Below are 12,100 nucleotides of genomic sequence, written 5' to 3' on the forward strand. Positions count from 1 at the left end.
CCGGCTTGACCGAAGGGACCGGCGTCGATTAGGCGCCCACCTCGTCCGTCCAGACCCGGAACTCCGTCAGCGTGTTGGGGCCGAAGGTGTGGGTGAGCGGCACATCGGCCGCATCGCGCCCCTGCGCGATCAGGATGCGCCCGATCCGGGGCGCATTGTTGCGCGGATCGAAGACATGCCAGCGGCCGCCCAGATAGACCTCCATCCACGCCGCGAAATCCATCGGCCCATAGGGCGGCGGCTGGCCGATATCGCTGATGTAGCCGGTGCAGTAGCGCGCGGGAATGTTCATCGCCCGGCAGAAAGCGACGGCAAGGTGGGCGAAGTCGCGGCAGACCCCGCGCTTCTCGGCATAGGTCTGGGCGGCGGTCCGCGTCGGGCGCGAATGCTCGTAGCCGAATGTCACGTGGTTGTGGACGAAGTCGCAGATCGCCTGCACCCGCGCCCAGCCCGGCGCCGTGCCGGAGAACAGCCGCCACGCCTCGTCCGACAGAACGTCGGTCTCGCAATAGCGGCTTCCCAGCAGGAACAGCAGGGTGTCGGCCGGCAATTCGTCGACGCGGTGCTGGACGGCGCCGTAATCGACCGGGTCCTGCGCCCCGCTGTCCCGGATAATGCTGTCGGCGCTGATCGTCACGGCACCGGCTGGCGCGACCAGCCGGCTGCACCAGTTGCCGAAGCTGTCGCGATAGCCCTGGATCGGCGCCGGAACGCTGGTGACGATATGGTCTGGCCGCTCCAGGTCGCCGACGCGGGAGTAATGCACGTTCAGCATCACGATCATGGGGGTGGGGGCGGGAAAGCTGAAATTCAGCTGGTAGCCCAGGCGTATGCGCATGAATGCCCTCCGATGAAAAAGCGTGCTGGTGCTGGCGGATACAGGTATCGCCCCTGAGGCTGAAGAAGATCGAGGGAAAAGGATACATATTTTATGGTATCGGCCGGCCATCTTGGCAGGAATGGCAAATAAAAAAGGGCGGGCCACAGCGGCTCCGCCCGTTCTTTTCGCGACCTGCCTGAAAAAAGAGCAAACTACCCGCAACGGCGGCCCTGCACGCCGCCGGCCGTCATCAGAAGATCACGCCGTGATCCTTGCCGAAGGTCTTCAGCTTGTCGCGCAGGCTGTGGTCGGCCCCGGTGTAGAGACCGCTCATATACTGCCGCAGGGCAGCGACGTCGAGCGAACGCAGCATGGTCTTCACCGGGCCGACGGACGGCGGCGACATCGACAGGGTGCGGAAGCCGACGCCGATCAGCGCCATGGCATCCAGCGGCCGCCCCGCCATCTCGCCGCAGATACTGAGCGACACCTTGTGCCGGCTGCATTCGTCGACCAGACGGCGCAGCACGCACAGCATCGACGGCGACAGCGGGTCGTAGCGGGTCGAGGTGCGCGGGTTGCCACGGTCGGCGGCGAACAGATACTGGGTCAGGTCGTTGGAGCCGACCGACAGGAAGTCCAGCTTCGGCAGCAGGGCCGGGAGTTGCCACAACAGCGAGGGCACCTCCAGCATCGTGCCGACGCGCAGGCTGCTGGGCGCCTCGATCCCCTGGGCGGCAAGGCGCTTCAGCTCCAGCTCCAGCAGGCGGCGGGCGCCGTCGAACTCGGCGACCTCGGCGATCATCGGGAACATCACCGACAGCGGCCGGCCGGCGGCGGCCAGCAGCAGGGCCCGCAGTTGCTGGCGCAGCAGCGACGGGTGGTCCAGCCCGATGCGCACGGCACGCCAGCCCAGCGCCGGGTTCTCCTCCTCGCCGCCGGTCATGTAGGGCAGCATCTTGTCGCCGCCGACATCCAGAGTGCGGAAGATGATCGGCTTGTGGCCGACCTCGTCCATGATGCGGGAATAGAGGGTCGTCTGCGCCGTCACGTCGGGATATGACGCCCGGACCATGAAGGGGATTTCGGTGCGGTAGAGCCCGACGCCCTCCGCCCCGCTGGCGGTCAGGTGCGGCAGGTCGATCAGCAGGCCGCAGTTCAGCTGGATGGAGATCGGCACGCCGTCGCGCGTCACCGAGGGCAGGTTGCGGATCTCCGCATACATCAGCTCCTTGCGGTGCTGCAACGCCACCGCCTCGCCGAAGGCCATCTGGATGTCTTCGGCCGGGCGGATGAAGACCGAGCCATGGTCGCCGTCGACGATCAGCTGGTCGAGCGGCTCGATCCGGTTCAGCGCGTCGGCCGCCTGAACCACCGGGATATTGAGCGCGCGGGCGACGATGCAGACATGGCTGGCCGGCGACCCTTCCTCCAGCAGCAGGCCGCGCAGGCGGGTGCGGTCGTAATCCAGCAGTTCCGCCGGCCCCATCGAGCGGGCGACCAGGATCATGTCGTCCGGCAGGGTGGCGCCATCGGTGGTGCCGGTCTTGCCGGCCAGATGTTGCAGCAACCTGTTGGTCAGATCCTCGAAATCCATCAACCGTTCCCGGATGTAGGGATCGGTCAGATGGCTCATGCGGGCGCGGGTGTCGTTCTGGACCTGCTGCACCGCCGCTTCCGCCGTCAGGCCGACGCGGATCGCCTCGCGGATGCGCGACAGCCAGCCGCGGTCCTCGGCGAACATCCGGTAGGTCTCCAGGATATCGCGCGGTTCGCTGAGCCCCGCCAGCGACGCCGCCTCCAGCAGATCGTCGATGGCGCTGTGCATGGTCTGCAACGCGGCGTTGAAGCGCTCCAGCTCGGCATCGGCATCCTCCGCCACCATCTGGCGGACGGTCAGCTGCGGCCGGTGGATGACGGCGAGGCCCATGGCCAGCCCGGCGCTCATCGCCGTGCCCGACAGGCGGGCCGGCGCCAGCACGGGATCGCCGGTGGTGGTGACCTCCACCGGGTTGACCAGCTCGCTCTGCGCCACCAGCTCGGCGACGACCATGGCGATGGTCTGGAGGGTCTCGACCTCCTCCTCGACATAGCGGCGGCGGTCCTTGTGCTGGATCACCAGCACGCCGCGCACCTTGCTGCCGCGCAGGATCGGCACGCCGGCCAGCGACTGGAACGGGTCTTCCCCCGTTTCCGGACGGTAGGCGAAGCTGGGGTGGGAGGGCGCGTTGTCCAGCGCCACCGGGCGGGCGTGGCCGGCGATGTAGCCGACGATGCCCTCGCCGACGCGCAGGCGGGTGTTGTGGACGGCGGTCTTGTTGAGACCCTCGGTGGAGAACAGCTCCAGCACCTCGCCGGCGCGCATGACGTAGCAGGAGCAGACGTCCGCCTTCATCTCCGCCGCGATCAGCGTGACGATCTTGTCCAGCCGATCCTGCCCCGACCCCGACCCGGCCATGATGTCGCGCAGCCGGGCGAGCAGCCGGCGCGACGAGGTGCCGTCGAAGCGGGGATGCACACCCCCGCCCATACCGCCGTCACCGGCTGCCGTGTCGAGGGTGTCGGTCATCGCTACAGCGCTCCCACCGTCGGCTCCGTCATCACGCTTAACGATGCCTCATCCATCGCCCGCCGTGCCAGCGCCGATTCGGCCTGGGCGATCAATTCGGCCAGGATTTCGGCCACCGGCTGTTCGCGGGTGACCAGCCCGACGCTCTGCCCGGCCATCAGCGAGCCGCTTTCCACGTCGCCCTCGATCACCGCGCGGCGCAGCGCGCCGGCCCAGAAATGCTCGATCTCCAGCATGCCTTCGTCGCGGCTCATGGCGCCGGAATCGACCCTGGCGATGACGTCGCGCTGGAACTCGGTGAAGCGCTTCGACGCCTCGTTTGCCAGCGCGCGTACCGGGATCACCGGGAAACGCGGGTCGATCTGCACCGACGGCTGGGCGTCGCGGGCCGAGGCCCGGATGAAGGCCTGCTTGAAATTGGCATGGGCCACGCATTCGGTGGCGCAGACGAAGCGGGTGCCGACCTGCACGCCGGCGGCCCCCAGCTCCAGATAGGAGAGGATCGTCTCGCCCCGGCCGATGCCGCCGGCGACGAACACCGGCACGTCGCGCAGGTCGGGCAGGATTTCCTGGGCGAGAACGGTGGTGGAGACCGGGCCGATGTGGCCGCCGGCCTCGGTTCCCTCGATCACCAGCGCGTCGGCGCCCTGCTTCACCAGCCGCCGGCCGGCCCCCAGCGTGGGGGCGAAGGCCATCGCCCTGGCGCCGCCGTCCTTGATGCGGCGCAGGGTGGCGCCGGTCGGCAGGCCGCCGGCGATGACCACATGGCCGACCTTCTGCTCGCGGCAGACGTCGATCAGCCGGTCCAGCGCCGGGTGCATGTTGATCAGGTTGACGCCGAACGGCTTGGTCGTAAGCGCGCGGGTGCCGGCGATCTCCACCGCCAGCTGGTCCGGCGCCATCGAGCCGCAGGCCAGCACGCCGAAGCCGCCGGCATTGGAGATGGCGGAGACCAGATGCCGTTCCGACACCCAGCTCATCGCACCGCCCATCACAGCGGTGCGGGTGCCGAGGAAGTCCCGGCCCCGCTGCCAGAGCCGGTCGAGCCGGGCCGATGCTGCCGCCGCGTATGATGTGGCGTCGGTCATGGCCGGCCCTCTCCTGATGTTCCCGTCCCCGGCACCCGGGTCCCGCCTGCGATCAGGCGGCGTCCAGGCCGTAGGCGGTGTGCAGGGCACGCAGCGCCAGCTCCGCATACTCTTCGGCGATCAGGACCGAGATCTTGATCTCCGAGGTCGAGATGACCTGGATGTTGATGCCCTTGTCGGCCAGCGCCTTGAACATGCGCTGGGCGACGCCGGCATGGCTGCGCATGCCGACGCCGATGACCGACACCTTGACCACGTTGGCATCGGAAATGATGCGCTTGTAGTTCAGGGTGGACTGCGCATCCTCCAGCACCTTCACGGCGCGGGCGATGTCCGCCTTGCCGACGGTGAAGGTCATGTCGGTCGACTTGCCGTCTTCCGACACGTTCTGGACGATCATGTCGACGTTGACGGCGTTGTCGGTCAGCGGACCGAAGATGGCGGCAGCGACGCCCGGCTGGTCGGCGACGCCCACCAGGGTGATCTTCGCCTCGTCGCGGCTGTAGGCGATGCCGCTAACAACTTCCTTTTCCACGATCTCGTCCTCGTCAACAACCAGGGTTCCGGGAAGCGAACTGCCCGCAGCGGCTTCGAAGCTCGACAGCACCTGCACGCGCACGCGGTGGTTCATCGCCATCTCGACCGAGCGGGTCTGAAGCACCTTGGCCCCCTGCGAGGCCATCTCCAGCATTTCCTCGTAGGTGATCTTGTCGAGCTTGCGCGCCTTGGTGACGATGCGCGGGTCGGTGGTGTAGACGCCGTCCACGTCGGTGTAGATGTCGCAGCGGTCGGCCTTCACCGCCGCCGCCAGCGCCACCGCCGAGGTGTCCGAGCCGCCGCGGCCCAGCGTGGTGATGCGGCCATGCTCCGACACGCCCTGGAAGCCCGCGACCACGGCGACTTCGCCGGTCTGCAGGGACTTTTCCATCTCGGTGGTGTCGATGGAGACGATGCGCGCCTTGCCGTGCGTGTCGTCGGTGCGGATGGGAATCTGCCAGCCGGCCCAGGAGCGGGCGGGAATGCCGAGCGACTGCAGGGCGACGGCCAGGAGACCGGAGGTCACCTGCTCGCCCGATGCCACGACCGCGTCATATTCGCGGGCGTCGTGCAGCTTGTCGATTTCGTTGCAGTATTTGACGAGCTGGTTGGTCACGCCGGACATCGCCGACACGACGACGGCGACCTGATGCCCCGCCTTCACCTCTTGCTCGACCTTCCGGGCCACGTTCTTGATGCGGTCGATGTCGCCGACCGACGTGCCTCCGAACTTCAGGACGATCCGCGCCATACCTCACACCATGTCTGGCCGCCCGGTCATGCCGTCTGGATCTCGCCATCTGGGTCATGCGGGTCGGCTGTGCGCACCCCCGCTCCACCGTTGCCGGCGCGGGGCGGCGTATCCATACTCCGTCGCTGGAAGCGAGGCAAGTTGCCCGCACCCGTCCCGCCTCACAGTTTACGGATTTTCACCATGACCGCCTCATCCTCCGCCTTCCCGCACGCGTCCGCAACCGCTGCCAATGGGGGAATGGCAGGCGGAACCGTGGATCCGGAGGATGTCGCCCGCTTCTCCGCCATCGCCGCCGAATGGTGGGACCCGGCCGGAAAGTTCAAGCCGCTGCACCGGCTGAACCCGCTGCGCCTGACCTACATCCGCGATGCGGTGTGCAAGCGGCTGGGCCGCGACCCGCTGGCGCCGAACCCGCTGGCGGGCCTGCGCATCGTCGACATCGGCTGCGGCGGCGGCCTGCTGGCCGAACCGCTGGCGCGGATGGGCGCCACGGTGGTCGGGGTGGACGCGTCGGAGAAGAACATCAAGACCGCCGCCACCCACGCCGCCGAGACCGGCACGACGGTGGACTACCGCGCCACCACCGCCGAGGCGCTCGCCGCCAGCGGCGAGACGTTCGACGTGGTGCTGGCGATGGAGGTGATCGAGCATGTCGCCGACGTGCCGCTGTTCGTGAAGTCGCTGTCCGACCTGCTGGCGCCCGGTGGCGCGTTGTTCCTGGCGACGCTGAACCGTACGCCGAAGTCCTTCGCGCTCGCCATCGTCGGGGCGGAGTACATCCTGCGCTGGCTGCCGCGCGGCACCCACAACTGGCGCCAGTTCCTGCGCCCGTCCGAACTGAACGCCATCGTACGCCCGTACGGCCTGAGCGTACGCGACCTGACCGGCATCACGTACAACCCGCTGAGCGACGAATTCCGCCTGAACGCGCGCGATCTGGACGTGAACTACATGGGCTGGGCGGAGCGGGGGTGAGGGCACCATCCGCCCGACTCTGACGACTCTTCATCTCGACCGTCATTCCCGCGCAGGCGGGTATGACGGTCGAAGAATTTTCGGTTTTGAAAAGCCGCTTGCCCTCAGTCCTCGTACACCGCGTCCAACGGCAGAGAGAGGTCCAACGCCGCCAGCATGACCGGACCGTCGCGCACGACATCGACGGTCCAGCCACTGCCGTCGCGGCGGTAGATCTCGACCAGACGCTCGCTCTGGGACACCAGCACGATTTCGCGCAGGGACGGGATCTTCTGGTAGTTGGTCCGCTTCTCGCGGCGGTCGATGGCCTCGGTGCTGTCCGACAGCACCTCAACGACCAGCACCGGGTCCTTGACCACATAGGGGTCGTCGTCAGCGGCACAGGTCGCCACGATGTCGGGATAGTAGTAGGCGTTCGCCGCCTCCACCCTGACCTTCACGTCGTTGGTGAAAGCGTCGCATCCACGACGCAGCGCTGCCTGCCGGATCGCATACCCGAGACGCGCCACGATCCGTGCATGGTTCAGGCTCGCCCCGACCATGGCGAAGATCTCGCCGTCGACATACTCGTGGCGGACCTCGGCGCTGCGTTCGGTGGCGAGGTAATCCTGCGGCGAAATCCAGGGCTTGCGCTGTGCGTTTCCCATGGCCTTGGCCCCCGTCAAACAAGTCGGCTCGGCCCAGTGTACCAGCCCGGCCGTCGCGACACTAATTGGTGTTCAAGCGCCAAAGAAAAAGGGCCGCGCACGGACGTGCGGCGGCCCTTTGGCTGTCTGCCCCTCACCGGCGGCCCGTCAGTTGGACGGGCTCGGCTCGTGCTGGGTCAGGAGCGCGTACATCGCGTCGCCCGACTGGGCTCCGCGCAGCTTCTCGCACATGGACTGGTCCCGCAGAAGGCGTGAGACGCGGGCAAGGGCCTTCAGATGATCGGCTCCCGCCTGTTCCGGGGCGAGAAGGAGGAAGATCAGGTCGACCGGCTGCTCATCGATCGCATCGAAATCGATGGGCCGCTCCACACGGGCGAAGACGCCATGGACGCGGTCCAGGCTGGACAGCTTGCCGTGCGGGATGGCGATGCCATGGCCCACGCCGGTCGTGCCCAGCCTTTCGCGCTCCAGAAGCACGTCGAAGATCGCCCGCTCGTGCTGACCGGTCAGCTCGGACGCTTTGCGCGCCATCTCCTGCAGGGCCTGCTTCTTGTTGCCGGCCTTCAGGTTCGGGAGGATGGCGTGCGGAGAAATGAGGTCGAGCATGACGCTTCTTGACCAGCGAGACGGGTCGGCGCCGTCAGGCGCCGGCCTTCTCCGCCGGATCGACCCAGCCGATGTTCCCGTCGGCGCGGCGGTAGACCATGTTCAGACGGCCATGCGCACCGTTGTGGAACATCAGCGCCGGAGCCTGCGCCAGCTCCAGGCGCATCACCGCCTCGCTGACCGACAGGGTGGCGATGCTCGTCTCCATCTCGGCGACGACCATCGGGTTCGCGGCGCCGTCGGCGGCAGCCTCGACCTCCTCGTGATGCTCCTCGGTCTCGGCTTCCAGCACCCGGTAGCTCGCCGGGAGGGCGGCGCCGTTCTCGGCTGCGTGGTGGTCGCGCAGGCGGCGCTTGTAGCGGCGCAGGCGCTTGGCCAGCTTCTCGCAGGCGATGTCGAAGGCCGGATAGGGTTCGGTGGCGTCGCCGGCGCTCTGCAGGACGATCCCGCGGCCGACATGGGCCTGGATGTCGGCCTTGTAGAGGTGCGCGTCCTTGGTCAGGATCACGTTCGCCTCGATCGGCTTGTCGAAGTACTTGCCGACCACGGCGTTCAGGCTGTCGGCCACATGGGTGCGCAGAGCGTCACCCACATCGAGCTGCTTGCCTTTGACGGAGAGTTGCATGGTGGAACGTTTCCAATATTGGTCCGCTGGGGACGGTGTAGACACGACGTCCGAAGATGTCGGGCTCATAGATGCTGATCCGCCGCTTGCGGGCCGGGACGATAGGCAAGGGTCACCGGACTGTCAATCGAGCCCTCCCCCGCCCAAACCGCTTACATGCGTGACATCTTGGCACGGCGTCGCTGCACCGATGACGGTATTTTCATCGCTTCACGATACTTCGCGACCGTCCTTCGCGCAATGTCGATCCCTTCCGCACGGAGAATCTCCACCAGTTTGTCGTCGGACAGCACATCGTCCGGCTTCTCCGCATCGATCATGGTTTTGATGCGGTGCCGAACCGCTTCTGCGGAATGGGACGCCTGCCCGTCCGCACCCTGGATTGCGGAGGTGAAGAAGTATTTCAGCTCGAAGACGCCGCGCGGGGTCGCCATGAACTTGTTGGTGGTGACGCGGCTGACTGTGCTTTCATGCATGCCGATGGCCTCCGCGATGTCACGCAGGATCAGCGGTCGCAGGTGCGAGACGCCATGGATGAAGAACGCATCCTGCTGGCGGATGATCTCGCTCGCCACCTTCAAAATGGTGGTGGCGCGCTGGTGCAGCGACTTGACCAGCCAGTTGGCCGACTGGAACCGCTCGGAGATGTATTCCTTGTCGGCCTTGTTGCGGGCACCGTCGGAGATGCGGGCGAAATAGCGGTGGTTGACCAGCACCCGCGGCAGCGTGTCCGGGTTCAGGTCGATCAGCCAGCCGCCGCCGGGATTGGCGCGCATCAGGATGTCGGGGGTGACCAGCTGGGCCGGGGTGTGGTCGAAGGCCAGCGCCGGCTTCGGGTTCAGCTTGCGGATGTCGACGACCATGTCGGCGACGTCCTCGGCATCGACACCGCAGACCTTCATGATGGCCGGCAGGTTGCGTGCGGCCAGAAGCTCCAGATTGTCGAGCAGCGCCGCCATCGCCGGGTCGAGCCGGTTCTTCTCGCGCAGCTGGATGGCGAGGCATTCCTTCAGCGAGCGGGCGAAGATGCCGGGCGGATCGAAGCGCTGGCAGGCGGTCAGCACCCGCTCCACCCGCTCCGCGCCGCAGCCGAGCTGCTCGGCCATCGCCTGGGCATCGAAGCCGATCAGCCAGCCTGCCTCGTCCAGCATGTCGATCAGGGCCAGCCCGATCAGCTGGTCGCCCAGGTCGGGCAGGTCGATCTTCAGCTGTTCGGTCAGATGGTCGCGGAGGTTCTTCTCGCTGGTCAGCGTCGCTTCGAGGTTGCTGTCGTCATCCTCGAAGCCACTGCGGCCGCCGCGCTCGCCATAGGAGCCGTAGACCTCGCTGCCGCCGTCCGAGCCGTCGGAGAAGCGGTCGTCGCCATAGACATTCTCGAAATCGGTGTCGAGCGGCGACTCCGACGAGGACGTCATCGTGTCAGACGATGTCATCTCCACCGTGTCACGGGTGCGCCCATCGCCCGTCGGCAGGGCCGGCCCGTCGTCGCGGCCGTTCAGCCCGTCGGCGCTGAGGCCGTTGGCCGCCATGCCGCCGGGGCCGTCCAGCCCGCCCGGCGCATCGCTGCCGTCCGCCGGTCCCACCGGATCGCTGCCGCCGTCGGCCGATCCGCCGTCACGCTCCAGCAGCGGGTTCTGCTCGATCTCGCGGTCGACGAAGTCCGACAGTTCGATGTTCGACAGTTGCAGCAGCTTGATGGCCTGCTGCAACTGCGGCGTCATCACCAGGGTCTGGGCTTGTCGAAGGTCGAGACGTTGAGCAAGCGCCATGGCTGTGGAACCGGGACCAGTGGGAACGGAGGGCTACAGACTGAAGCGGTCGCCGAGATAGACCCGACGCACGCCCTCGTGCGCCACGATCTCGTCCGGCCGTCCCTCCATTAGTACCACACCATCGTGCAAAATGTATGCCCGATCGACGAGATCCAATGTTTCACGCACATTGTGGTCGGTGATCAGCACGCCGATGCCACGGTCGCGCAGATGGCCGACCAGCTCGCGGATGTCGTTCACCGCGATGGGGTCGATGCCGGCCAGCGGTTCGTCCAGCAGGATGAAGTGCGGCTGTCCGGCCAGCGCGCGGGCGATCTCCACGCGCCGCCGCTCGCCGCCCGACAGCGCCAGGGCGGGGGAACGGCGCAGATGCGTGACCGAGAATTCGGCCAGCAACTCGTCCAGCATCGCTTCGCGGGCGTCGCGGTCGCTCTCGACCACCTCCAGCACCGAGCGGATGTTGTTCTCCACCGTCATGCCGCGGAAGATCGAGGCCTCCTGCGGCAGATAGCCGATGCCGAGCCGGGCGCGGCGGTACATCGGCAGCGCGGTGATGTCCTGGCCATCCAGCGTGATCGTGCCGGAGTCGGCGGCGATCAGGCCGGTGATCATGTAGAAGCAGGTGGTCTTGCCAGCGCCGTTGGGGCCGAGCAGCCCGACCGCCTCGCCGCGCTGGACGCTGATCGAGACGTCGCGCACCACCGGCCGCTTCTTGAACGACTTGCCGAGATGCTGGGCCACCAGCCCTTCGGTCGGGACGGCAGCGGAAGCGATGTTTCCGGCGGGAGCGGCGCCGGGCCCGTTCGCGGTCAGCACGGTCACGGCTTCTTGCCCGCAGGCGCGCCGGGCCCGTTCTTCTCGCCGGGAATCAGCAGGCCGCTGACCCGGCCGCCGGCGTCGCGGCCGGCGATGACGCGGTTGATCTTGGTGTTCATGTTCATCTCGGCGGCTTCGCCGTTCAGCTGGTTGTCGCCGCGGGTGATCTTCACGTTGCCGATCAGCACCGCGACATTGTCGGCGACCGAATAGACCAGCTTGTCGGACAGCGCCACGTCGGTGGGGGTGGTGACGACGATGTTGCCGGAGCCGTCGATCCGCTCCATCTGGGTGGTGCCGTCCGGCATCTTCTTCAGCCGGCCGATCAGCACGTCGGCGCGCAGCCGGTCGTTGCCGCGCACCGCCACCGCGTCGCCGCGCGCCACGGTCAGGTCCTGCGCCTCGTAATATTCCAGGCTGTCGCGGGCGGTGACCACGTCCTTGGTGGTGATCAGCTTCAGATCCCGGCCGGTGACGACGGCGACCTGCTTGTCGACGTCATAGACGCCGTGGTCGCCATAGACCTGCTGGGTCGGGCTGACGATGCGGACGTTGCCGTCGGCCACCAGCTGGAACACCTCGTTGCCCTTGCCGGGAACCTCGCGGTAATAGGCGGTCAGCACGTCGGCGAAGACGGTCGAGTCGTTGCGCTTGGCCGATGCGTTGCCGCGCGCCACATAGGCGCGGACGTCCTGGTGCCATTCGATCGCCTGATCGGCGTTGATCTCCACCGGCTGCTTGCCGCCCATGCCGGGCAGCCCCTGGGCGAAGGCCGGCCCTGAAACCAGGGATCCGAAAGAGAAAAACCCGCCGGCCAGGATGGCCGACAGGGTCAGGGCAATACGGAATGGGGCAATACGGAGTGTGGGGGGACGGAATGGCGACCGTTTG

General features: G+C 67.3%; 11 protein-coding genes. 1 reads left to right on the forward strand and 10 read right to left on the reverse strand.

Translation table 11 applies throughout. From position 1 onward, the window contains the following. Window positions 1-28: 28 nt before the first annotated feature. The 4 genes from VH569_RS11180 to VH569_RS11195 form a co-directional block, all read right to left on the reverse strand. A complete protein-coding gene (locus VH569_RS11180; protein ID WP_423315403.1) occupies window positions 29-838 on the reverse strand; it encodes a transglutaminase-like domain-containing protein in 810 nt (269 codons plus the stop codon). Between the two features lie 232 nt (window positions 839-1,070). Continuing rightward, window positions 1,071-3,389 carry a phosphoenolpyruvate--protein phosphotransferase gene (gene ptsP, locus VH569_RS11185; protein WP_423315404.1) on the reverse strand — a complete coding sequence of 773 codons (2,319 nt, stop codon included), beginning with the start codon at window positions 3,387-3,389 and terminating at the stop codon, window positions 1,071-1,073. A gap of 2 nt (window positions 3,390-3,391) precedes the next feature. Continuing rightward, window positions 3,392-4,477, reverse strand: a complete 1,086-nt coding sequence (locus VH569_RS11190) for an NAD(P)H-dependent flavin oxidoreductase (RefSeq protein ID WP_423315405.1) — start codon at window positions 4,475-4,477, stop codon at window positions 3,392-3,394. 52 nt (window positions 4,478-4,529) lie between these two features. Continuing rightward, the gene (locus tag VH569_RS11195) at window positions 4,530-5,765 is read right to left on the reverse strand and encodes an aspartate kinase (protein WP_098740796.1); all 1,236 of its coding nucleotides are present in this window, start codon (window positions 5,763-5,765) and stop codon (window positions 4,530-4,532) included. Window positions 5,766-5,948: 183 nt separating this feature from the next. On the opposite strand from VH569_RS11195, the gene ubiG reads away from it, so the two are divergent. Further along, a complete protein-coding gene (ubiG, locus tag VH569_RS11200) occupies window positions 5,949-6,743 on the forward strand; it encodes a bifunctional 2-polyprenyl-6-hydroxyphenol methylase/3-demethylubiquinol 3-O-methyltransferase UbiG (RefSeq protein WP_423315406.1) in 795 nt (264 codons plus the stop codon). Window positions 6,744-6,847: 104 nt separating this feature from the next. On the opposite strand, the gene VH569_RS11205 is transcribed toward ubiG, so the two are convergent. From VH569_RS11205 to VH569_RS11230, 6 genes are all read right to left on the reverse strand, one after another. Further along, window positions 6,848-7,390, reverse strand: coding sequence for a Uma2 family endonuclease (locus VH569_RS11205; RefSeq protein WP_423315408.1), 543 nt, complete (start codon window positions 7,388-7,390; stop codon window positions 6,848-6,850). Window positions 7,391-7,537: 147 nt separating this feature from the next. Further along, window positions 7,538-7,996 (reverse strand): PTS IIA-like nitrogen regulatory protein PtsN, encoded by a 459-nt coding sequence (ptsN, locus tag VH569_RS11210; protein ID WP_109095955.1) that lies wholly within the window; start codon window positions 7,994-7,996, stop codon window positions 7,538-7,540. A gap of 34 nt (window positions 7,997-8,030) precedes the next feature. After that, window positions 8,031-8,621: a ribosome hibernation-promoting factor, HPF/YfiA family gene (hpf, locus tag VH569_RS11215; RefSeq protein ID WP_098740800.1), complete on the reverse strand. Its 591-nt coding sequence runs from the start codon at window positions 8,619-8,621 to the stop codon at window positions 8,031-8,033. Between the two features lie 152 nt (window positions 8,622-8,773). Further along, the gene (gene rpoN, locus VH569_RS11220; RefSeq protein ID WP_423315409.1) at window positions 8,774-10,390 is read right to left on the reverse strand and encodes an RNA polymerase factor sigma-54; all 1,617 of its coding nucleotides are present in this window, start codon (window positions 10,388-10,390) and stop codon (window positions 8,774-8,776) included. Window positions 10,391-10,423: 33 nt separating this feature from the next. Next, entirely contained in the window at window positions 10,424-11,215 is a 792-nt protein-coding gene (gene lptB, locus VH569_RS11225; protein ID WP_377808187.1) for an LPS export ABC transporter ATP-binding protein, read from the reverse strand. Beyond that, entirely contained in the window at window positions 11,212-11,958 is a 747-nt protein-coding gene (locus tag VH569_RS11230; protein WP_377808188.1) for an LptA/OstA family protein, read from the reverse strand. The genes lptB and VH569_RS11230 overlap by 4 nt, the downstream gene beginning before the upstream one ends. Window positions 11,959-12,100 lie beyond the last annotated feature (142 nt).

This window comes from Azospirillum sp. 11R-A (assembly GCF_049472615.1).
In the GTDB taxonomy this organism is placed as follows: Bacteria; Pseudomonadota; Alphaproteobacteria; order Azospirillales; family Azospirillaceae; genus Azospirillum; species Azospirillum palustre.

Coding starts and splice junctions, on each gene's coding strand:
- VH569_RS11180 (WP_423315403.1), bottom strand. CDS start 838: ATGCGCATACGCCTGGGCTACCAGCTGAATTTCAGCTTTCCCGCCCCC.
- ptsP (WP_423315404.1), bottom strand. CDS start 3,389: ATGACCGACACCCTCGACACGGCAGCCGGTGACGGCGGTATGGGCGGG.
- VH569_RS11190 (WP_423315405.1), bottom strand. CDS start 4,477: ATGACCGACGCCACATCATACGCGGCGGCAGCATCGGCCCGGCTCGAC.
- VH569_RS11195 (WP_098740796.1), bottom strand. CDS start 5,765: ATGGCGCGGATCGTCCTGAAGTTCGGAGGCACGTCGGTCGGCGACATC.
- ubiG (WP_423315406.1), top strand. CDS start 5,949: ATGACCGCCTCATCCTCCGCCTTCCCGCACGCGTCCGCAACCGCTGCC.
- VH569_RS11205 (WP_423315408.1), bottom strand. CDS start 7,390: ATGGGAAACGCACAGCGCAAGCCCTGGATTTCGCCGCAGGATTACCTC.
- ptsN (WP_109095955.1), bottom strand. CDS start 7,996: ATGCTCGACCTCATTTCTCCGCACGCCATCCTCCCGAACCTGAAGGCC.
- hpf (WP_098740800.1), bottom strand. CDS start 8,621: ATGCAACTCTCCGTCAAAGGCAAGCAGCTCGATGTGGGTGACGCTCTG.
- rpoN (WP_423315409.1), bottom strand. CDS start 10,390: ATGGCGCTTGCTCAACGTCTCGACCTTCGACAAGCCCAGACCCTGGTG.
- VH569_RS11230 (WP_377808188.1), bottom strand. CDS start 11,958: ATGGGCGGCAAGCAGCCGGTGGAGATCAACGCCGATCAGGCGATCGAA.